The organism is Kitasatospora sp. NPDC023120 (assembly GCF_055560835.1).
Window position 1 is genome coordinate 25,479 of the sequence record NZ_JBVHHY010000037.1, and the last position, 21,110, is coordinate 46,588.

General features: G+C 70.3%; 21 protein-coding genes and 2 pseudogenes. 10 read left to right on the forward strand and 13 right to left on the reverse strand.

Annotated elements, in window-relative coordinates:
* Positions 1–10: 10 nt before the first annotated feature.
* The 7 genes from ACZ3TI_RS35965 to ACZ3TI_RS35995 are packed head-to-tail and all read left to right on the forward strand — an operon-like array spanning position 11 to position 8,123.
* Complete coding sequence (locus tag ACZ3TI_RS35965) at positions 11–547, forward strand: flavin reductase family protein (RefSeq protein ID WP_465733891.1); 537 nt, start codon at positions 11–13, stop codon at positions 545–547.
* A complete protein-coding gene (locus tag ACZ3TI_RS35970; RefSeq protein WP_465733893.1) occupies positions 544–2,193 on the forward strand; it encodes a condensation domain-containing protein in 1,650 nt (549 codons plus the stop codon). Before ACZ3TI_RS35965 ends, ACZ3TI_RS35970 begins: the two co-directional genes overlap by 4 nt.
* A gap of 26 nt (positions 2,194–2,219) precedes the next feature.
* Positions 2,220–2,951: a thioesterase II family protein gene (locus ACZ3TI_RS35975; protein WP_465733895.1), complete on the forward strand. Its 732-nt coding sequence runs from the start codon at positions 2,220–2,222 to the stop codon at positions 2,949–2,951.
* Between the two features lie 56 nt (positions 2,952–3,007).
* Positions 3,008–4,336, forward strand: coding sequence for a salicylate synthase (locus tag ACZ3TI_RS35980; RefSeq protein ID WP_465733897.1), 1,329 nt, complete (start codon positions 3,008–3,010; stop codon positions 4,334–4,336).
* 51 nt (positions 4,337–4,387) lie between these two features.
* Positions 4,388–6,049, forward strand: coding sequence for a (2,3-dihydroxybenzoyl)adenylate synthase (locus ACZ3TI_RS35985; RefSeq protein ID WP_465733899.1), 1,662 nt, complete (start codon positions 4,388–4,390; stop codon positions 6,047–6,049).
* Positions 6,031–7,260 carry a 3-deoxy-7-phosphoheptulonate synthase gene (locus ACZ3TI_RS35990; RefSeq protein ID WP_465733901.1) on the forward strand — a complete coding sequence of 410 codons (1,230 nt, stop codon included), beginning with the start codon at positions 6,031–6,033 and terminating at the stop codon, positions 7,258–7,260. Before ACZ3TI_RS35985 ends, ACZ3TI_RS35990 begins: the two co-directional genes overlap by 19 nt.
* 53 nt (positions 7,261–7,313) lie before the next feature.
* Positions 7,314–8,123, forward strand: coding sequence for an MOSC domain-containing protein (locus ACZ3TI_RS35995; protein WP_465733903.1), 810 nt, complete (start codon positions 7,314–7,316; stop codon positions 8,121–8,123).
* A gap of 39 nt (positions 8,124–8,162) precedes the next feature.
* Here the strand turns inward: ACZ3TI_RS35995 and ACZ3TI_RS36000 are convergent, their stop codons facing one another.
* The 3 genes from ACZ3TI_RS36000 to ACZ3TI_RS36010 all read right to left on the reverse strand — a co-directional run bounded on the left by ACZ3TI_RS36000 (position 8,163) and on the right by ACZ3TI_RS36010 (position 9,866).
* Entirely contained in the window at positions 8,163–9,074 is a 912-nt protein-coding gene (locus tag ACZ3TI_RS36000; protein ID WP_465733905.1) for a M56 family metallopeptidase, read from the reverse strand.
* The gene (locus ACZ3TI_RS36005; RefSeq protein ID WP_465733967.1) at positions 9,071–9,439 is read right to left on the reverse strand and encodes a BlaI/MecI/CopY family transcriptional regulator; all 369 of its coding nucleotides are present in this window, start codon (positions 9,437–9,439) and stop codon (positions 9,071–9,073) included. The genes ACZ3TI_RS36000 and ACZ3TI_RS36005 overlap by 4 nt, the downstream gene beginning before the upstream one ends.
* A gap of 115 nt (positions 9,440–9,554) precedes the next feature.
* On the reverse strand, positions 9,555–9,866 hold the full coding sequence (locus ACZ3TI_RS36010; protein WP_465733907.1) for a hypothetical protein: 312 nt from the start codon (positions 9,864–9,866) through the stop codon (positions 9,555–9,557).
* Between the two features lie 26 nt (positions 9,867–9,892).
* Here ACZ3TI_RS36010 and ACZ3TI_RS36015 point away from each other — a divergent pair.
* Positions 9,893–9,997: pseudogene (locus ACZ3TI_RS36015) on the forward strand (IS481 family transposase); the annotation flags it as partial.
* Positions 9,998–10,044: 47 nt separating this feature from the next.
* Here ACZ3TI_RS36015 and ACZ3TI_RS36020 read toward each other — a convergent pair.
* The 3 genes and pseudogenes from ACZ3TI_RS36020 to ACZ3TI_RS36030 form a co-directional block, all read right to left on the reverse strand.
* Entirely contained in the window at positions 10,045–10,659 is a 615-nt protein-coding gene (locus ACZ3TI_RS36020; RefSeq protein WP_465733909.1) for a hypothetical protein, read from the reverse strand.
* Positions 10,660–10,981: 322 nt separating this feature from the next.
* Positions 10,982–11,260: pseudogene (locus ACZ3TI_RS36025) on the reverse strand (transposase); the annotation flags it as partial.
* 203 nt (positions 11,261–11,463) lie between these two features.
* Positions 11,464–12,714, reverse strand: coding sequence for an MFS transporter (locus ACZ3TI_RS36030; RefSeq protein ID WP_465733911.1), 1,251 nt, complete (start codon positions 12,712–12,714; stop codon positions 11,464–11,466).
* Positions 12,715–12,981: 267 nt separating this feature from the next.
* On the opposite strand from ACZ3TI_RS36030, the gene ACZ3TI_RS36035 reads away from it, so the two are divergent.
* Positions 12,982–13,899 (forward strand): recombinase family protein, encoded by a 918-nt coding sequence (locus ACZ3TI_RS36035; RefSeq protein ID WP_465733913.1) that lies wholly within the window; start codon positions 12,982–12,984, stop codon positions 13,897–13,899.
* Between the two features lie 195 nt (positions 13,900–14,094).
* Here the strand turns inward: ACZ3TI_RS36035 and ACZ3TI_RS36040 are convergent, their stop codons facing one another.
* From ACZ3TI_RS36040 to pdxR, 3 genes are all read right to left on the reverse strand, one after another.
* Positions 14,095–14,673 (reverse strand): hypothetical protein, encoded by a 579-nt coding sequence (locus tag ACZ3TI_RS36040; protein WP_465733915.1) that lies wholly within the window; start codon positions 14,671–14,673, stop codon positions 14,095–14,097.
* Positions 14,674–14,721: 48 nt separating this feature from the next.
* Positions 14,722–15,477, reverse strand: a complete 756-nt coding sequence (locus tag ACZ3TI_RS36045) for a metallophosphoesterase (protein ID WP_465733917.1) — start codon at positions 15,475–15,477, stop codon at positions 14,722–14,724.
* A gap of 87 nt (positions 15,478–15,564) precedes the next feature.
* Positions 15,565–17,079 carry a MocR-like pyridoxine biosynthesis transcription factor PdxR gene (gene pdxR, locus ACZ3TI_RS36050; RefSeq protein WP_465733919.1) on the reverse strand — a complete coding sequence of 505 codons (1,515 nt, stop codon included), beginning with the start codon at positions 17,077–17,079 and terminating at the stop codon, positions 15,565–15,567.
* 150 nt (positions 17,080–17,229) lie between these two features.
* Here pdxR and ACZ3TI_RS36055 point away from each other — a divergent pair, with 150 nt between their 5' ends.
* A complete protein-coding gene (locus ACZ3TI_RS36055; RefSeq protein ID WP_465733921.1) occupies positions 17,230–18,099 on the forward strand; it encodes a class I SAM-dependent methyltransferase in 870 nt (289 codons plus the stop codon).
* Between the two features lie 584 nt (positions 18,100–18,683).
* Here ACZ3TI_RS36055 and ACZ3TI_RS36060 read toward each other — a convergent pair.
* From ACZ3TI_RS36060 to ACZ3TI_RS36075, 4 genes are all read right to left on the reverse strand, one after another.
* Positions 18,684–19,244, reverse strand: a complete 561-nt coding sequence (locus tag ACZ3TI_RS36060; RefSeq protein ID WP_465733923.1) for a hypothetical protein — start codon at positions 19,242–19,244, stop codon at positions 18,684–18,686.
* 55 nt (positions 19,245–19,299) lie between these two features.
* Entirely contained in the window at positions 19,300–19,902 is a 603-nt protein-coding gene (locus tag ACZ3TI_RS36065) for a hypothetical protein (RefSeq protein ID WP_465733925.1), read from the reverse strand.
* The gene (locus ACZ3TI_RS36070; protein WP_465733927.1) at positions 19,899–20,213 is read right to left on the reverse strand and encodes a hypothetical protein; all 315 of its coding nucleotides are present in this window, start codon (positions 20,211–20,213) and stop codon (positions 19,899–19,901) included. The genes ACZ3TI_RS36065 and ACZ3TI_RS36070 overlap by 4 nt, the downstream gene beginning before the upstream one ends.
* Before the next feature lie 154 nt (positions 20,214–20,367).
* Entirely contained in the window at positions 20,368–20,910 is a 543-nt protein-coding gene (locus tag ACZ3TI_RS36075) for a hypothetical protein (protein ID WP_465733929.1), read from the reverse strand.
* Between the last annotated feature and the right edge of the window lie 200 nt (positions 20,911–21,110).

The window sequence follows — 21,110 nt, forward strand, 5'->3', positions numbered from 1 at the left end:
CATGACCGACGTGGACAGCCGTCGTGCCTTCCGCGATCTGCTGGGCGCACTGCCGGCGGGCGTCTGTGTGATCACCACGGACGGTCCCGCCGGCCGGGCCGGCATGACGGCGAGCAGTCTCTGCTCGCTGTCGCTGGACCCGCTCCTCCTGCTGGTCTGTCTCGGCAACCGGTCCGAGACGCTAAAGGCAATCCGCCGCAACGGCCGGTTCGCCGTCAACCTGCTCGCGGAGGGCCAGACCGAGACATCCGTGGTGTTCGCGTCCGACCGGTCGCCCGAGGAGAAGTTCACCGCCGTCGGCCACGACCTGGTCGACGGCTCCCCGGTGCTGCGTCAGGTCATGGGCTGGCTGACCTGCGAGGTGTACTCGACGGTCCCCACCGGTGACCACACGATCGTGGTCGGCGAGGTCCTCGACCTGTCCCGGGCCGAGGGTGCACCCCTGGTCTGGCACCGCGGCGGATACGGACTCCGCCGCGGTGCCCGACAGAACCGTCCGCAACCGACCCATCCATCCGATGCCGCACACGCTATGGACCGCCCATGACTAGAACGACCCCTGAGCCCCCCGACGCGGACCTTTCGCGGGATGACATCCGGCACACGGTGGCCGGCCTGCTCGGCGTGGAGGCCGACACGATTCCCGACGCGGACAATCTGATCCGTCACGGGATGGACTCCATTCGCATGATGAAGCTGGCAGGCGGCTGGCGCCGCACCGGGGCGGACGTCACCTTCCAGAAGCTGGCCGAGAACCCCACCGTCGAAGGCTGGCACGCCCTGCTGACGGCCCGCCCGGCCGCCGAGGCCCCGTCGGCCCGGACGGTGGTGGACGCCCGGGCTGCCTTCGACCTCACGCCGGTCCAGCGGGCCTACTGGATCGGGCGCGGCGACGAGATGACCCTCGGCGGCGTCGGATGCCACGCCTACCTGGAGTTCGACGGCAGCGCCGTCTACCCGGACCGGTTGGGGACGGCCGTACGGCAGGTCGCCGCCCGGCACGAGATGCTGCGCGCCAGGTTCCTCGACGGCGGACGGCAGCAGATCCTCGACGACAGTCCTTGGGCCGGCCTCACCGTGCACGACTTCCGCGCGATGGACGAGGCGGCGCTCGAGCAGGGTTTGGAGGAGGTCCGGGCTGGGCTGTCGCACCGGCGCCTCGACGTCGCCACCGGCGAGGTGTTCGACGTGCGGCTCTCGCTGCTGCCCGGTGGTCGGACCAGGATCCACGTCAACGTCGACCTGCTGGTCGCGGACGTCGCGAGCATCGAGGTGCTGCTCACCGACCTCGCCAGGGCCTACCAGGATCCGGACCAGCCGGCCCCGGCACTCGAGTACGGCTTCGCGCAGTACCTGGAGGACTACCGGACCTGGAGCGGAGACCCCGCCACCGCCGACAGCCCGGCGGCCGTCGCTCGGGCGCACTGGGCCGATCTGATACCCGAACTTCCCACTACCGGACCGCAGTTGCCGCTGGCGAAGCACCCCGAAGAGGTCACCGAGACCCGCTTCTCCCGGCGCAGCTTCGTCCTCGGCGCCCAGGAGTGGGACCGCATCACCAATCGGGCCCGCGAATACGGCCTCACCCCCGCCATGGTGCTCGCCACCGCCTACTCGGAGGTTCTGGGCACCTGGAGCACGGAGCGCAACTTCCTGCTCAACGTGCCGCTCTTCGACCGCCAGCCGCTGCACCCGGCCGTCGGCGATCTGGTGGCCGACTTCACCAACCTGGTCCTGCTGAACGTGGACCTGCGCCGGCCGGTGCCCTTCGCCGAGCGGGTCCGAGGCCTACAGCGCCAGGTCCAACAGAACGCCTCGCACGCCCAGTACTCCACCCTGAACGTCCTGCGGGACCTTCGACGGGCCAACGGCGGCCGGCGGGTCGGTGCCCCCGTCGTCTTCGCCTGCAACCTGGGCTCCGACTTCGTCGGGCCGGAGTTCCGCTCGGAGCTGGGCGAGCTGACCTGGATGCTCTCGCAGACGCCCCAGGTCTGGCTCGACCACCAGGTGTACCGGACCGACGACTCGGTCCAGCTCGCCTGGGACGCCGTCGACGAACTCTTTCCTCCCGGGCTGCTGGACGACATGCTGGGGGCCTACCAGGATCTCCTCAACTGGCTCGGCGCAGCCGACAACCTGTGGGACCGACCCGCGGACGTCCCCACAGCCGTGGCGGCAGGGGCCGGGCGATGAGAGCCGTCGCGACGGAGTCCCGGTGGGTGAAACGCTTCCACGAGGCCGAGGACGCCCCGGTCCGCCTGGTCTGCCTGCCGCACGCCGGCGGCGCGGCTGGCTTCTGGTTCCCGATGTCCAAGGCGCTCTCCCCGACGGTCGAGACGCTCGCCGTGCAGTACCCGGGACGTCAGGACCGCAGGGCCGAGCCGGGCCTCGACGACATCGGGGACCTCACCGACGGGATCGTCCGGGCCTTGGCGCCGCTTCTCGACGGGCGCCCCCTGGCGCTGCTCGGACACAGCATGGGCGCCGTCCTGGCCTACGAGGTGGCCAGACGGCTGGAGCACGAGGCTGGCGCACCGCCCGCCGTACTGTACGTCTCCGGCCGTCGGGCCCCCTGCCGGGTCCGGGAGGAGACCGTGCACCTCAAGTCGGACCAGGCGCTGTTGGCCGAACTGCGTGAGCTCGGCGGCACCGACCCCGAACTGCTCGACGAGCCGGACGTGATGCGGCTGCTGCTGCCCGGAGTACGCCGCGACTACCGGGCGATCGAGACGTACCGGCACCAGCCGGGGCGGGAGCCGAGCTGCCCGATCACCGTCCTGACCGGCGCGGACGACCCGAGGACGACCATCGCCGAGGCCGGCGACTGGAAGCGCCACACCACGGGTGCCTGCACGCTGGAGGTCTTCCCCGGCGGGCACTTCTTCCTCAGCGAGCACACCGCCGAGATCGCCCGGCTGGTCACCGCCCGGCTCCTCCCGTCCAGCCGGTAGCGCACCGCTCTTCCCACCACACCGTGCCCGTACAGGCACCGAAATCGAGGCACACCATGAACCCGTACCAGGACACCACGCTCACCGGACGGTTCGACCCGCTGGTCGCCGCCACCACCCTCGCCCGCGCGGGGCTCTTCGATCGCCACGTCGTCTACGAACGCGAACAGGAGTGGTGTTACGCCGCCGGCGCGCTCGGCGAGCTCGTCCTCTACGCCCACGAGCTGAGAGTCCGCTGGGGCGGCGAAGAGACCGTCGAACTGCTGGGAGACCGCCCGCTCGCCCAGGTGGCGGCCGCCCTCGGGCGCCTTCCGGTCACCGACTGGAACGTCTACGGATGGGCGGCCTTCGAGCTCAGCTACCTGGCCCGCCGCCGGGCTGACGCGCCGTCCGGCACACCGCTGCTCCACCTGATCGTGCCGCGCACCGAGGTCCGGCTGCGGGCGGACCGGGTCGTGATCCGGGCGGCCGAACAGGCCTCGGCCGATCTGGTCCGCGAGATCCTGGAGTCCCCGCAGCCCGAGACGGACGCCACGCCGACCCCGGTGCCGGTCGACACGTACGGGGCGGAGATGTATCAGAAGGCCGTTGCCGTCGCGGTGGACGACATCCGTCGGGGCGAGCTGCAGAAGGTGATCCTCTCGCGGCCGGTACCGATCGCCGGGCCCGTCGACGTCCCGGCGACCTACCTGCACGGCCGTCGCCGCAACACCCCCGCACGCTCGTTCCTGCTCGACCTCGGCGGCTGGCGCGCGATGGGTTTCAGCCCGGAGACGGTGGTCGAGGTCGACGCCTCCGGGGCGGTCTCCACCCAGCCCCTGGCGGGTACCCGCGCGTTCGGGCTCGGCGCCGAGCAGGACGCCCGGTTGCGGGCGGAACTGCTCTCCGACGCCAAGGAGATCCACGAGCACGCCATCTCGGTGAAGCTGGCCCATGAGGAGCTGCTCACGGTCTGCGAGGCCGGCTCGGTCGTGGTCAGCGACTTCATGGACGTCAAGCCGCGCGGCAGCGTCCAGCACCTCGCGTCACGGGTGATCGGACAGTTGGCACCGGAGAAGACCGCCTGGGACGCGCTGGAGGCGCTCTTTCCGGCGATCACCGCGTCCGGCGTGCCGAAGGAGGCCGCCTACGACCGCATCGTCCGGCTGGAACCCAGCGTGCGGGGGCTGTACTCGGGAGCCGTTCTCACCGCGTCCAGCGACGGCTCGATGGACGCGGCGCTGGTCCTGCGCGCGCTCTACGAGCAGGACGGCCACGCCTGGCTGCGTGCCGGTGCCGGCCTCGTCGCGGACTCCGTTCCGGAGCGGGAGCTGGAGGAGACCCGCGAGAAGCTCTCCAGCGTGGCTCCCCATGTGATCGGCGCCGACTCGGCGGACGTCCGCTGACGCACGACCCGCGACGACCTGACAGACCACCGAGAAGAGGGAGCCGAACAGATGCTTGCGGGTTTCGAGCCGTGGCCCGAGGAACTGGCGAAGAAGTACCGGGAGGAGGGCTACTGGCAGGACGTCACCATCGGTGATCTGCTGACCGCTTGGGCGGACTCCTACGGGGACAGCGTGGCCGTCACCGCCGGCGAACGCCGGGTGACGTACCGGGAACTGGACGCCTGGGCGCACCGGCTGACCGGCGGGCTGCGCCGTCTCGGCATCAGCCCGGGTGACCGGGTCGTCCTCCAACTGCCCAACGTGGTCGAGTTCCTGCCGGTGTTCTTCGCCCTCTGCCGGCTCGGCGCGCTGCCGGTGCTGGCGCTGCCCGCCCACCGGGAGCACGAGATCGGCGCCCTGAGCGCGCTGACCGAGGCGAGCGCCTACATCATCGCCGACCAGGACCTCGGCTTCGACTACCGGGAGTTGGCGCGTCAGGTCAGGCGGACCGTGCCGGGCCTCAAGCACGTCATCGTGGCCGGTGACGCGGCCGAGTTCGTCCCCCTCGCGGAGCTCGACGTCCCGGACGACGTCCCGTCGGAGGTGACGCCGCCGAACTCCGAGGACGTGGCGTTCTTCCTGCTCTCCGGCGGCACCACCGGGCAGCCGAAGCTCATCCCCAGGACACACACCGACTACGCCTACAACCTCCGCGCCAGCGCCGAGGTCTGCCAGCTGGACCGAGGCACCGTGTACCTGACCGCCCTGCCGGTCGCGCACAACTTCGCGCTCGGCTGCCCGGGCGTGCTCGGCACCCTGCACGCCGGCGGCCGGGTGGTGCTCACCACCGACCCGAGCCCGGACCACGCCTTCGCCCTCATCGAGAGGGAGGGCGTGACCATGACGGCCCTGGTACCGCCACTGGCCTTGTTGTGGATGCAGGCCGTCGACTGGCTGGACGACGACCTGTCCACGCTCCGCCTGGTCCAGGCCGGCGGCGCCAAACTGCCGGCCGAGGCCGCCCGCCGGGTGCACGAAACCCTGGGCTGCCGACTCCAACAGGTCTTCGGGATGGGCGAGGGACTGCTCAACTACACGCGGCTCGACGACCCGGACGACCTCGTCGCCACCACCCAGGGCCGGCCCCTGTCGCCGGCGGACGAGCTCCGGGTGGTGGACGAGAACGGCCGCGAGGTGCCGCCCGGAGAGGCGGGACAGCTGCTGACCCGTGGCCCGTACACCCTGCGCGGCTACTACCTGGCCGGGGACCACAACGCCACCGCCTTCACCCCGGACGGCTTCTACCGCACCGGCGACCTGGTACGGCTCCTCCCGAACGGCTACGTGACCGCCCTGGGCCGCACCAAGGAGGTCATCAACAAGGGCGGGGAGAAGGTGGCGGCCGAGGAGCTGGAGAACGAGCTGCTGGCCCACGCGGCCGTGCACGAGGTCGCCGTCGTGCCGATGCCGGACCCGGACTTCGGCGAGCGGATCTGCGTGTTCGCCGTCACGCGGGAAGGCGGGCTGAGCCAGGCCGAGGCGGTCGACTTCCTCGTCGCCAGGGGTCTGGCCACCTACAAGCTGCCCGACCGGGTGGTGTGCGTCGACGCACTGCCGCTCACCACGGTGGGGAAGGTCGACAAGCGGGCGCTGACCGACCGGATAGCGGCCTTGGTGGGGCGCCCGGCAGAGCCATCGGAAGGGGACACCTCATGTCATCCCTTCCGATGAACGACCCGGGCTTGTCGGTCGCCGACGAACCCCTGGTCTGGGACCTGCTGCCCGCCGAGCAACAGCCCTGCTGGCGCGACCACCCCGCGTACTCGGCCACCCGGCGCGCACTGCTCAAAGCCGCGCCGTTGGTGCTGCCCTCGGAGGTGGCCGAACTACGCCGGAGCCTGGCGGTGGTCGCCGCCGGCGAGGCCCGTCTGCTCCAGATCGGCGACTGTGCGGAGAGCCTGGCCGAGCAGAGCGCGGAACACCTCACCGGCAAGGTGTCCGTGCTGGACGCGCTGGGCGACCTCCTCGCCGCCCGGACCGGCCAGGAGGTCGTCCGGGTCGGCCGGCTCGGAGGGCAGTTCGCCAAGCCGCGCTCCGCGCCCACGGAACGCCACGGGGACCTCGAACTCCCTGTCTTCCGAGGGCACCTGGTCAACTCCGAGGAGCCCACGCCGGAGGCCAGACGGCACGACCCGCAGCGGATGCTGCTGGCCCACCAAGCCGGCGCCCGGGTGTTCGACCACCTCCGCCGCCTACGGCGCGAACGCGCCACGGTGGGCGCCCACCGGTTGGCGTCCGGGCCGTGGGCCAGCCACGAGGCGCTGATCATCGACTACGAGGGCCCACTCGTGCGCCCGGCTCCCGACAACGGAGCCGAGTACCTGTCCTCGACCCACCTGCCCTGGATCGGCGAGCGCACCAGGCAACTCGACTCCGCGCACGTCGAGATGCTGGCCGCCGTCGCGAACGCGATCGCCTGCAAGATCGGACCGACCGCCCGCCCCGGTGACGTCGTCCGGCTGTGCGAGCTGCTCGACCCGGAGCGCACGCCCGGCCGACTGACGCTCATCCTGCGGTTCGGCCGGGCCCACGCCACCGATGTCATGCCGGACCTCGTCGACGCCGTCCACCGGGCCGGCCACCCCGTCATCTGGCTGACCGACCCCATGCACGGCAACACCGTGCGGACGGCCGACGGGACCAAGACCCGGCAGCTGCGGGCCATCGCGGAGGAGGCCGCCGGATTCCTGCGGGTCCTCGAACGGCGCGGGCTGCACGCGGGCGGCCTGCACCTCGAAACGGCGGCGACCGACGTCACCGAATGCCTGGGCGGGAACGTCCGGGACGAACCGGCCCTGCACCGCCGCTACGAAACCCTCTGCGACCCGCGTCTCAACCCCGAACAGGCCCACGACCTCATCGAGACGCTCTTCCCGTCCTGACGGCGCTGAGCGGTCCGGACGACACCGAGCAGGAGACGGCCGAGGTGGCAGACATGACACAACAGGTGGGAACGGTCGGGGCGCTCTGGCGCTACCCGGTCAAGTCGATGCTCGGGGAGGAACTGACCGCCGCCGACGTCACCGAACGCGGCATCGACGGGGACCGGCGGTTCGCCCTGCTCGACCCGGAGACCGGCAAGGTGGCCAGCGCGAAGAACCCGCGGCTCTGGCGGCGGCTGCTCACGCTCTCGGCAACGACGGCGGACGGCGGCGTCCGCATCACAGGGCCGGACGGCGCGGAGCTCGGCCGGGACGCGTTGACGTCTCTGGTCGGACGCCCGGTCACGCTGACCGCCGAGCCACCGCCCGGCGCCTCGCTCGACCGAGCCGACCCCGAGGAGGTTCTACACGCGGGACCGGCTGCCGACGTCGCGGTCCACGCCATCGGGCTGCCCACCGGCACATTCTTCGATTACTCCCCGCTGCACTTGCTCACCACCGCCACGCTCGACCGGATCGGTGAGCTGAGCACGCGCGGGACCGTCGAGGTCCAGCGCTACCGACCGAACCTCGTGATCCGCACCGAGGGCGTCGGCGGCTTCGTCGAGAACGGCTGGATCGGCCGGGACCTGACGATCGGCCAACAGCTGCGTCTGCGGGTCACCGTCCCCACCCCGCGTTGCGCCGTACCGACCCTCGCCCACGGCGCACTGCCCCGGGATCAGGAGGCCCTGCGCGTCCCCGCGCGGCACAACCGGCTGGAGCCGCTGGCCGGCATGGGCCCGCATCCCTGCGCGGGCGTGCACGCCGTGGTGCTCAACCCTGGTCGGATGGCCCGGGGGGACATCGTGCTGCTGCACTGAGCGGGGCCCGGGCGGATCAGCCCAAGACGGTCCTGCGGGTCACACCGGCCCGCAGGTGATGAAGTAAGGGAGCAGGGAGGCGGCGACGCCAAGCAGCAGGATGGCGCACCGCGTCGCCGGATGGAGCGGCGCGCGCGGGCGCACAAGCCGCCGGACGCGCGCCAGTACGGCCGCACCGCCGGCTGCGAAGGCCGACTGCGGCGTGCCACCGACCGCGACCTCGCACATCGCGTCCGCCAGCGCCCGGGCGGAGGTGGTGCGCACGGCACGGTCGTCGCAGACCATCTCCAGCAGCACCGCGGTGCGTTCACGCGCAGCACGGGCAAGCGGCACGATCCGGTAGGCACGGGCGAACGCCTCGGTGGCTGCCGAGACCAGATGGTGGCGGCCGGTCAGGTGCGCGCGCTCGTGGGCCAGCAACGCCTCCAGCTGTTCACCGGTCAGGGACCGTACGGCCGCACTGGTCAGGACGACGCGGGACGATCGGCCGGGCAGGCAGTAGGCGGCCGGGACGTCATGGTCGAGGATGACGGCGCGCAGCTCGGGATCGGGCCGGCCGACCAGGTCCAGCCCGTAGGCGTGGCGCCGTCGGCGCCGGTGGGCCTCGACGGCGACGGCGACGAACCGGGCGGCCGGCCAGAGCAGGGTGAGGCCGATCGGGACCAGCAGCCCCAGGCCCTCCGCGTCGCCCCCGGAAGCGACATCGCCATCCGGTCCCGGTTCGTGGCCCCATCGTTCGGCCGCGCCGAGGAACCCGTGCAGATGCCGGCCGGGAACGGTCAGGTGATACCAGGTGAGTGCGAGGGAGACGACGAACGACACCATCAGCGCCTGCCAGAGCAGCAACGCCGTCCTGGGGGAGCGCAGCGGCCACTGCGCCCGGGCGAGCAGCGACGGCACGACGCAGCCGATGACCGCCGTGTACCCGCCCAGGACGAGGGCCCCGATCACTCCTGCTCGTCGCTGGTGAGTGAGCGCAGGGCTTGCCGGAGGGCGTCCTGCTCGTCCGGGGTGATCTGTCCGACGAAGTGGGCCAGTGCGCTGGAGCGATCGGTGGTGACGGCGAGGGCGTCCTGCATGAGGGCCGCGGTGTACGACTCGCGGCTGCAGGTCGGCTCGTAGAGCCAGGCCCGCCGTTCCTTCTCCCGACGCAGCATGCCCTTGCGGTGGAGGATGTCGGCCACGGTCATCACGGTGGTGTACGCGAGCGAGCGGGTCCGGTTCAGGTCGTCGACGAGTTCGCGGACGGTCGCGGGGTAGCCCCAGCTCCAAAGGCGGTCCATGATCTCCGCCTCCAGCTCCCCAAGCCGTCGCACGCTCACTGCTTCCCCTCCTGGCCACTCACCTTCGATGTTCATCGTAGACGGTGTGGTTCGCCCCTGAAAGGGGGACCAAGGCGCTAGTGTCCTGAGTCTCAGAAACGCTTCATAACTATGGCTTGGGCTCTGGCAGGCGGTTCAGGTAGCCGGCGAGGCGTTCGAAGATCTCGTCGGCGGACTTGGTCCAGGTGAACGGCTTGGGGTTCTCGTTCCAGTGCGCGATCCAGTCGCGGATGTCCTTCTCGAGCGCCTGGACGTTCTTGTGGACGCCGCGCCGTATCTGCTTGTCCGTCAGCAGGGCGAACGAGCGCTCGACCTGGTTGAGCCAGGATGGTTGTACTGACCACGGAGGTTGGTGACGGGGCTCACGACGTGGTGATCTTGAAATGAGTGAGGCCTTCTGGCTCGGTGTGGATTGCGACATCTGCACCGACACCCAGAAAGGCCCTCATGCCACACCGTAACGCACCGCTGACCGAGACCGGACGCCTGCGCCTGGCCCGCTGCGTGGTCGACGACGGCTGGCCGCTGCGTCGGGCCGCCGAGCGGTTCGAACGGGGTGGTCGACTCCATCTCGTAGCAGCCCGGGGGCGCTCGGCGTGCTACTTGACGTAGATCTCGTCGAGGGTGTCGATGGCCCCCGCCGCGTTCAGGTGGTAGCGGAAGGGCAGGCCCTTGTCCGGGTGGGTTTCCAGCCACCCGGTCAGCTCGCTGGTGGAGATGGGCTTGCCCATCACCTCCGAGGGGAGGATCGGTGCCGTCGCGGTGATCTTGGCCTTCTCCGAGATCGGGATGTACGTCCACGCGCCCGACGGTTCGAAGCGCCCGGGGCAACCGTACGTGCCGTGCTGGACGATGAGACTGGTCATACCGCCCTCGGGCGTGTAGCGGTGCACGGCGATCGTGTCGGGCGAGACTGGCATCCTGTGGTCGGCGCCGCAGGTCGGCGCGGGGGGCGGGGCCGGGGCGGGTGGATTCTTCCCCGCCGGGGTGGCGGTCGCCGAGGGCTTGGGCGCCGCGCTGGTCTTCGAGGGGGCCGGCACGGCGACCGTGGCGCTGGCGGTGGGCGGGGCCGGTGCGGTGGGCGGGGCCGGTGCGGCCGCGGTGAGCTTCGCGTCCGGCGCGGCCAGGTCGTCGCCGTTCTGACAGGCGGTGAGCGCCAGCACGCCGCACACCGCCAGGGCGGCCATGGCCGCCTGCCTCCGAACCGCTCTCATGGTCTTCTTCCTCTCCCGGATTCCGGCGTCGCCGCCGCACCGTAACCCCCGGGATCCAGCCGGGGCGACGGCCGGACGCGGTTCGTCACCGGGCCGGGACCCCGTTGTTGCGGAGTGCGGACCTCCGCCCCCGCCCCGCGGACGCCCGTGACCGCCCACCGGTCGGGGTCAGGGGCCAGGCGGCCCTAGAGCTTCTGGGAGAGCGCGGCCAGCGGCATCCGGATGCCGGCGGCCACCTGGGCCGAGGTCTGGGAGCCGGCCAGGTCAGCCGCCTCCTTACCTACGAAGACCTGGCCTTCCGCACCCCCCGGTTACCTACTACTCAGGTTGAACTCGCGATGTCGGTGGTCAGCCCGGTGGCGGCCAGGCAGCCGTCGATGAGCTGAGGTCGGTACTGGATCTTCCGTAAGCCGCGCCTGACCGTCCTCACGAGGTGGTCCGGGTCGGCGAAGGCGACGTTGGCCAGGAATCCGCGTCGCAGGAGCGACCAGATGCCCTCGACCGGGTTGAGGTCGGGCGCGTATGGGGGCAGCTGGTAGACGGTGAGCCAGTCCTGGGCCGCGATGAACTCCTTTATGTCGGCGGCCAGGTGGGTGTTCAGGATGCCCCTATGGTTCGTCAAACTGCCGAAGGAGTGACTGGACTCGCAGAAGGCCGGATGTGCCGGTAGAGCTCTCGGGTGACGTAGCGCTTCAGGCAGCGGATGATCTCCTCCGCCGGCGCCCTGCGCCCGCTGCGCGACCCGGACGCGCCGGAGCTGGACGAGGACGACGAGGTAGAAGGCTTCTGACACCTAACTCGCGGTCATCCCGTCACTTCCGCAGCAACACCTGGTTGCGGCCGGGTCCGCATGCCCCAGCGGGCAAGAGATGGACCGACAGCGCCCAGTGCCGCGAAGAACACCGCCAGCAGCAGCCAGCCTGTCGTGCCGAGGCCGAGTACCACCGTGGTGAGGATCGCGGGGGCGAGAGCCTGGCCCGCGCTGAAGCCGAGACCGAAGACACCTTGGTACTGGCCCTGTGCGTGGTCGGGAGCAAGACCGAAGCCCAGGGCGAAGGCCGCCGATGACTCCCAAACCTCTCCCAGACTGTGGACGAAGATCGCGGCCAGGACCAGTCCCGCCGCCGCCCAGACAGGGGTGTACGCCGCCAGTGCCATCATCGGGCAGCTGACGAGGAAGAGCAGCCCCGCCGTGCGAAACGCCAGGCCGCCATCGTGCGGGGTCTCGATACGCGAGCCGATCCTGGTCTGCATCAGCACACAGAACAGGGAGTTGACGGCGAACAGCGCGGCCACCGTCCAGCGCGGCGCCTCGGTGTGCTCGGAGATCCAGATCGGTAGGAGTAGTGAGACCACCGGGTACTGCAGTCCCATGGCCCCGTAGAGGGCGGTGAACGCGAGGAAGGGACGATCCGCGAGGACGGGCCAGCGCCGCTGTTGCGGTGGTGCTGCCAGTACCGGATAGCGGGGCAGCAGGAGCAGAAACACCGCGCACAGGGCGAAGCTCGCCGCGTCGCCGAGGATCAGCGTGACATAGGCGCCGCGGGTGTTCGCGGCCAGCGCCAGCCCCGCACCCACCGTTCCCAGGACGACGCCCAGGTTGACGAACGTGCGCAGCTTGGCACGGAACAGGGCCGGGCGCTCACCCCCGACCCGGACCACCAGCGCGCCCCACGCCGCCCCACCAGCCGCTGCGGCGATCTGGTCGACCGTCGCGATGATCGTGAGCGCGGCCCAGCTCTCGACGAGGACGAGGGCCGCCATCGACACGGCCTGGACCGCGAGGGCCAACATCATGATCGTGCGAGCCCCTCGCCGATCTGCGAGATGCCCGCCTGGTATCCCCGCGCACAGACCGATCACTCCGGCGATGGTGAGCGCGGCACCGACCTGCACCGCAGGCAGGCCCACGACCAAGGTGAAATAGAGCGCTGACGCCGCGTTGAACAGACCATTGCCGACTCGGTTGACGAAACTGGCGGCGACCAGCACGCGCTCCGGCCTACTGTCCCCCGCCATCCGGCCTATTCGACCCGCTAAGTTGCCCTTGATCATGGATGGCACGCTAACAGCGGTCGCTGATCCAGCGGAAGTAGCACCAAGATCACGTGCTCTGGTTCCGCCAGGGGCCCGAACCAGGACCGCGCCACCCCCGAGGAATCTGTCATCAAACGATCGTTTGACGACAGGCAGGCGGCACGTCCAATGAACCCGTGCAATTCGGGGGTCGCGGCGGCGCGAATCCAATCAGATCCGATGGTGATTGCTGACAGGGTTTGACGACAGATAGGGTCCGATCCTCCGTCCGGAAGGGGCCCACGAGTGGCGAACCTGGTCTACAAGCGCGTCTCGACCGACCAGCAGTCCACCGCCCGCCAAGACCTCGTCCTTCACGAGGCCGGGATCGAGGACCCCGTCGTCTTCGAGGAGCCCCCGGGCACCTCCAGCCGCCTCCACCCCCTCCAGCGCCCGAAGTTCCGCGAACTGCTCACCTACGCGCGGCCAGGCGACACCGTGCACATCTCCGAGGTGTTCCGCCTCGTGCGCGGCACCGGGCACATCCTCGACGTGCTCGACGTCCTCCACCGCGACCACCTCGCGCTGCGCATCCACGACGGCGCGTTCTCCGCGATGGACCTCACCGCCCGCCACCCGCGCACCGGAGAACTGCTGTCCACCGTGAAGTTCATGGTGCAGACCCTCGCCGCCGCGGGCGAACTCCAGCGCGACCTCCAGCGCGAGCTGAGCTACGACGGACTGCGGGCGGCCGAGGCCAAGGGCAGCAAAGGCGGACGCCGCCCGGCAGTGGTGGCCTCGAAGGCCGATGACGTGCGCGCTGCGTACCTGGAAGGCCGCTCGATCGCTGCACTCGCCCGCGACCACCGGGTCAGCCGCGGCGCGATCCGCACCGCCGTCGCCGACCTCCTGCCCAACCACACGGCCACAGAGGAGGACGCGCCGGCCTCGGAGGAGCCGGTCGCCCTAGACATGCCGGGCAAGGTCGCCGACTACCTCCGCACCACCGAGCTGGAGCCCGCCGAGCGGGCCGCGCTCGACCAGGGGGTGGCCGTACGGCGCGGCCAGGGCTACACCCTGCGCGTCAGCGCCGTTCCCGCCGTGCACCGTCAGCTCCTCGCCCGCTGCCAGCCGCTCGACGGCGGCCAGGGCATCCCCGCAGTCCCGGCACAGCGCAAGGCCCGCCGTGAGTACGAGAACCGGGTCAGCACCCTCACATCCTGACCAAGATCGTTCTCACCGATAACCGCTGTACCGATGTTCCCCGAGGCCGGCTTCGACCCGGCGGAGATGAGGGATCCCCTGCGGGACACGGTCCTCGGCATGGGATGGACTTGGCGCGGAGCCTTCAGGTTGTGCCCGGCCTGCGGGCCAGGGCCTGTCCGAGACGTCAGGGGGCGACGGCGAGCGCGGCCGGGTTCACCGGGAGGTCCCCTGCGGCGTGGCCGCGTGCCGGGCGCGGGCGATCTCAGGGTAGCGGACGGTGAACATGACCGGGAGGGCGAACGCGGCCACCGCGAGCAGGGTACGGGCGCTGCCCGCGTCCGGCTGGTAGTGGCGCAGCAGCGCGCCGCCGATGCCGGAGAGTGTGAACGCGGTGGCCCACACCGTGCTGATGACGCGGTTGACCTGTAGGAACAGCAGGTTGTGCCAGAGGTGTTCGGGTACCTGGGTGCGGGCGATGCCGAGGGTGAAGGGGCGGCCGACCACGAGCGAGCCCCAGGCGGTGGCCGCGAGCCAGAGCGAGGAGAGCGGCGAGCCGTAGTGGGCGACGGCGGCCGAGTCGGGCGCGGCGAACGCGGCGGCGGTGTAGGCGGCGAAGAATAGAACGGCGCTGACCTCGATCACCTGGGCGTCCCATCCACGGCCGGCGCGGCGCTGGCCGGCGACGAGGCCGACAGCCAGCAGGAAGCCGGTGAGCGCGGCCCAGCGGAGGTCGACCGTGCCGGTGAGTACGGCGACGGCGATCCACGGGAGAAAACTGCGGATGTAGCCCATGGCGGTGTTGGTTCCTCAGGTCGTGGGTGGATCGGCTGCGGTCACTCGTCAGGCGACGACGCTGCGGTAGTGGCTCGTCAACCGTCCCGCGTCGTCCACGACGTGGAAGACGAGCGCCGGCGGCTGGTCGAGGTGGACGTGGTCGGCCGGGTGGGCGTACTGCTCCCACGGGAGACGAAGAGTCGAGACCACACCGGGGGCGACGACCAGGGGCTTCCCGGCGAAGGTGGTCGCCGCCGCGGTGTGGGCGTGGCCGCAGACGAGGGCGGCGATGTTGGAGTGACGGTCCACCAGGGCGGCGAGCCGTTCCTCGCCGAACTGCCGGAGGCCGTCGATGTAGGGGCTGTGCAGCAGGGCCGGCGGGTGATGGAAGCCGACGAGAACGGGCACGTCGCTCGGCGTCCCGGCGAGAACCTCCTCCAGCCAGAGCAGCGTGTCGTCCTCGATGAACCCTTCGTCCTTCCCCGGTACCGAGGAGTCGCACAGGGCGATGGCGAACCCGGCCGTTCGATGGACCTGGTTGACGGGAGTCGTCGAGGCGGCCTCGCCGAGCAGGAACCTTCGGAAGGCGGTGCGCTCGTCGTGGTTCCCCGGGCACACCAGCACCGGGTGTCGGGACGCCAGCAGCCGCCGGGCCTGCTCGTACTCCTCCGGCAGCCCGTGGTCGGCGACGTCTCCGGTCACCAGCACGGCGTCGAGGTCGTAGGGAAGGGCGTCGAGGTAGTCCATGACTGCCTTGGTGCGGTCGCTGCTGCGCTGGCGGCCGTCGATGTGGGTGTCGCTGAGGTGGGCAATCACGATCACGGTCGTACGTGGTCCTTCCGAGAGTCGACCCGGGTTCGGTGGGGAGGCGGGCGTTCGGCTCACCGTCCCGTCATGGCTTCGGCGAGCCTAGTCGGCCACTGGACCACGGGTTAGATCCAGTTCGGTGTCTTCCTTTTGGTCCAGTCCGAGCCGCAACGGCCGTGCCGTGCCGGCGGAAGGCCGCTGTCCTGCCGGAGCACTGCCACGACCATCGGAGGCGAGGGCGGCGAACAGGGCGTCGAGGGCGGCAGGGTAGGCGCGTTCGGACGGGGCGGCGAAGCCGATCAGGAGGCCCGGCGGCCGGCCGGCGGGGTCGTGGTGAAGCGCGGTGAGACCGCGCAGGGCGACGCCGTGGTGGGCACATCCGGCCAGGAGTCGCTGTTCGGTGGGGCCGTCGGGAGGGAAGGTGACAAGGGTGTGAAGGCCGGCGGGAACTCCGTGGACCACGAGGTCGGGGTGGGCGGTCATCCGGCTGAGGAGGAGTTCGCGGCGGCGGCGACAGCGCAGCCGACCGGCGCGGATGTGGCGGTCGTAGGCGTGGGTGGCGATCAGGTCGGCGAGGACCAGCTGGCCCAGGGTCTCGGTGTACTGGTCGGCCTGCTGCTTGGCCCGCACCATCGGTTGCACCAGGTGGGGCGGTAGGACCATCCAGGCCAGGCGAAGGGCGGGGGCGAGCGTCTTGGACGCGGTGCCGCAGTAGACGACGTGGTCGGGAGCGACGCCCTGGAGGGCGCCGACGGGTTGGCGGTCGTAGCGGTACTCACCGTCGTAGTCGTCCTCGACAATCAGGCCACCCGTGGAGCGCGCCCAGGCGCACACCGTCTGACGGCGGCTCGGATGCAGCGGAACGCCGGTCGGGTACTGGTGCGAGGGAGTGAGGAACACCGCTCCCGTACGCCCGGTCAGTGCCTCCGTGCGGGCGCCGTGGCCGTCGACGGGCAGGGCGAGGGTGGTGAGCCCGGCGCGCCGGACGACTTCGCGGTAGAGGTTGTGTCCCGGGTCCTCCATGGCCGCCGTGCTGATGCCGCTCGCGGCCAGTGCGCCACTGAGCAGGACCAGGCCCTGGTAGTAGCCGGAGATGATCACGATTCGGTCCGGCGTCGTGAGCACGCCGCGGGTGCGGCCCAGGTAGTCGGCGAGGGCCTCGCGCAGTTCGAGTCGGCCCTGCGGGTCTCCGGCGCCGAAGACCTCGGGACGGGCGCGGGCGAGCACGCGGCGGGTGGAGGCGAGCCAGGCCCGGGTGGGGAAGGCGCTGACGTCGGGGAGTCCGGGGCGCAGGTCGTGGAGGGGAGGTGTCGGTGCGGGGACGGGGCGCGCGGAGACCCGGGGGGGCGGCGGGACCTCGGCCACCCTGGTGCCCGACCCGGGGCGCGTGGTCAGGTAGCCCTCCTCGACGAGTTGGTCGTAGGCGGCGGTGACGGTACCGCGCGAGAGTCCGAGGTCCTGGGCCAGCCCTCGGGTGGACGGCAGGAGCGTCGCGGCGGGCAGGCGTCCCCGGCGGATCGCCTCCCGCAGCGCGGACTCCAGGCCGGCGCGCCGCCCGCCGGCGGCGTCGAGGGAGAGGTGCAGGTCGAGCCGGGAACCGGACCAGGAATTCGACATGGAACCGGATCTTATTCATGGTCCGGTTTCCCACTACCTTCGAGGACGGCGGCCCGAACGGAAGGGCGCGTGAGCGTGAAGCGGATCGCTGTCCTCGGGCCCGGCCTGACAGGCCGACTGGAACCACCTACTCACGAATTAGGAACCACCATGAATGACGGACAGCGCCTCACCGACCAGCGCGAACCCGACCACACCGCCGTGCGCGTCGCCCTGTGGCGCGCCCTTCACGTCCAGGCCGACGCTCCGCCCCACGTGCTCGCCGACGAGATCGGGCTCGAACTCGCCGACCCCGGGCCGACCTGGCGTGAGCGCGGTGACATGACGATGCCGGGCATCTCCGGTGTCCGCGCGTCCATGGTCGCCCGCGCCCGCTTCGTCGAGGACCTCGTCGCCGAACGCGCCGACGCCGGCGTGACGCAGTACGTCATCCTCGGCGCGGGCCTGGACACCTTCGCCCAGCGGCGGCCCGAACTCGGTTCCCGCCTCGGCGTTTTCGAGGTCGACCAGCCGGGCACCCAGGCGTGGAAACGGCAGCGCCTGGCCGAACTGGGCCACGACATCCCGTCCTGGCTGACCCTGGTGCCCGTCGACTTCGAGGCCGGCGACTCGTGGTGGGAGCGGCTGACCGCGGCCGGGTTCGATCCACGCAAGCCCACGGTCGTCGCATCGACCGGCGTCAGTATGTACCTCACCCACGAGGCCAACACCGCGACGCTGCGCCAGGCAGCCGCTCTCGCACCCGGCTCCGTCTTCGCCACGACGTTCCTGCTGCCGCTCGACCTGCTCGACCCGGACCAGCGGCAGGTCCAGGAGTTCTCGATGCGGGGCGCCGCCGCGTCGGGCACCCCGTTCATCAGCCTCTACTCGCCCGACGACCTGCGGCAGGCAGCCCTGGAGGCGGGGTTCACGAAGGTCGTGCACGTGTCCCCCGACGACCTGGCCGCCCGGTACTTCGCCGACCGTCCCGACGGCCTGCGCCCGCCCCGGGCCGAGCAGTTCCTCGTCGCCGAGGTGTAGCCGGGATCCACGGCGACCGCTCGCGGCGTCCGGTCGGTTCCGATCTGCCCGACGATGACCTGCCCGGTAGGGGAACCGGACAGAGGACTCGACCTGGCCGCCATGACCTCGCCGACCTGCGCCGCTGCAACGAAGCGGTGCTGATTCACCGTGCCCGTCAGGGCCTTCCCCGCTCTCCCGGCCTCCGCGCCGTCCCCGTCCCCGGCCCCGGCCGGGGCCGCGGCCACCTCGCCAACCGTCGTGGCCGCCGCCTTCCCGGCGGTGCAGAGCGGACTGTGGGATATCCCGTGGGTTCCGCCATCCGCAGTCACCTCGTTGTCCCAGGTAAACGCTGGTGACGACAGCGGATGGACCGGTTCGATCATGATGGTTCTTCAGGATTCCCGAAGAACCATCATGATCCACCGCCGGACAGCACGGGCAGAGGACCGCAGGCCACCTTCGGATCAGTTGGCGAGGCCAGCGCGGGCGACCTCGTTCGTAATGCCGCTGCAGCAGGTCGCGGAGTCGATCCGGCTCCATGTCCCCCGACCCACCAACAACGTAGGACCCAATCAAGTTCAGTAGCCTCACCTCTTCCTCGCCTAAAAGGGTCCGAGGCGCGGCGGGAATTCGACTGTTCTCACGACGTGGGCGCGAATTGGGAGAAGCCTGCCCCTGGAGTCTCGCTGCCACCATCGACCTAGCGCGTCGCGGAACTCCAATTCTATTGGATCCCGTATGACAATCTCTTTCACCGTGACCTCCACCTCATGCGCGCTGAAATTTACCACTCCAGTCGGCGTCACCTGGATCTCTAGCGGCGTCGGATTGACGGAAAGCTCGAAGGTTGCGGACGCCCGTGCCTGCAACTCTGGTAGCGAGATATCTCGGGCCTCGCTGGGGCGCACCGTAAGTTCATAGACAGGCGCGTCGCTAGCGTTACTCACAAACAGAATTCGTTTCTGATCGCCAGAGTCATATGTGATGCTGATCCAGGCAGCCACCTTGCTTGCCTGTTCCCGCTCCTTATCATGAACGCTACGCCGATAGGAAAAGGCGGCGATCAGAGCGGAGCCGCTGGTGACCACGGTACCGACCCATGCGGGGACAGTTCCCCAGTCCCACCCCCACCAGCCATTTGCGATCGACTCACCAAGGTTCACGGTGTGCCCCTACTTGGCATGCAACGGCGGTTGGCAAGAAAAGATGGACTCTGAACTAACTGGTGCTGGTCGAAGGTGCGGCAACCTGTGGTCTGGGGATCATCCGGAGCCACCAGCCGAGCCGGTCACCGGGCGCTCCGCGGGACACTTCGACGAAATGAGATCGAGTGAGCATCTTCTGGCTGTGCTTATTCCGGTAGTCCACTTGACCCCAGACGTAAACAAGCTGGGCATTCGGTTCGCGATCGAGTACATCCCACAGGGCGTGTGCTACCACCGTGTCGGCGAAGCCTGTGCCACGTCGCCACAGTGCGATACCAAGGAAGCAAATCTCCCGCTCGGCGACGCCGACTGGAACGGTCACGCTGGGATGGCGCTTAGGCGGTGCGATTCGCTCGTGCGTGTAGGCCGCAGCGATTCCGTGGCTATCTTCGGCAATGATCAGCCGTCCGTCCCGTCCCTGGTCGCGGCTGCGGTTGATGGCCGCGATGGCGTGCTGTCGCAGGTGACGCTGGACTTCGTCCTCATAGAATGGCGGCCACTTAGCCCCGTGACGTGCACGGGTGCACGTGAATCCTCGTAAGGGGACGGTGTCGCGCTTCTTGACTGCTAACCGCCAATCCACGTCATCTGGCCGCCAAATCACGTCGTCGCTCATGGCCGTGGCGGTGGCGGGTAAAGGGGTGGGTTCGGCCCCAGGATGATCGCATTCGCATTGTCGGCCGCCTCCACAGGCATGGGCTTGCTGAAGTCTTTCAGCGACTTATCAAGGCGGGCGTTGCGGGCCCGCTGCTCATGCTTGCGGTGCACCTCCTGCACGACCTCCTGCACGCGCTTACTGATCTTGAGCGGGTGCTTTGGCGAGCCCTTCTTGCTCTTCAGGGGCTTCACCTTGGCTGTGCTGGTGGCGCGGCCGCTGTCCCCTCCGCCCGCTGCAGAGGGTTCTGCATCTTTGCGCCGTCCGGTCATGACCTCAGGCTAACCGCTCATGCGCGGCGCGCACGTAGTCGCGGCCGGTGCGGCCGGCCGCGGCGGGGATGCGCTCAGCCGACCCCTCGGCCACTGCGGCCGCCAAGCCGTCGAGTTCTCACCTCTTATGTGGGATATCCCGTGGCTTCGGACATCACTGGTACACCGTGGGCACTGCGGCGAGCATGACGCCGGCGGTCACCAGCAGCAGGCCCCAGGCCTGGTAGAAGAGGCCGCCGATGGCGACCTGCCGGGTCCGCTGACGCAGCTGCGCGTTGGTGCGGTCGAGATCCGCCTGCAGATGGCTCCACCGCATCTCGGCGACCTGGGCGTGCTGGCCGACGTCTTTAGTCAACGCCTCCACCTTCTGGTGCAGCCAGGCGATCTGGGCGGCCACCGGCTCGCTTGGCATGCTGCCAGGCAGGAACGCGATTCCGGTGGAGGCGACCGTCCCCAGCGGGGCACTCGTGGCGAGCCGACCTCGGCGACGTTCGGTCAGCTTCAGGGACAGCCGGACCGCCGTCTTCCTGAGCGTGGCCACGGTCCTCGTCGCGGCTCGGCGGAGCCACTCCCATTCCGGGACCAGGACGACCCACCAGCGGCCGCCTTCGTTCTCGCGGTAGGTCTTCCGGATGCCGAGTAGCGCCACGGCGGCTCCGATGACCTGCAGGGTGGTGCCAGCGGCCACGTAGCCCATGGAGCCACTACATCGGTCTCGGAGTGAAGCCGGGGCCAGGCGCGCTGGCAGGCGAGGCCACTCCGCCCGCACGGACGACGACCGGGCAGTCCGTCGTCATGCCTGGTTTTTGGCCTCGGATATGGCAACGGGCATTTCTGGTCCCGCCTGGGGGATACCCCGTGCTTTCCGATCAGCCACTCGACCCTTGCGCAGGGGTG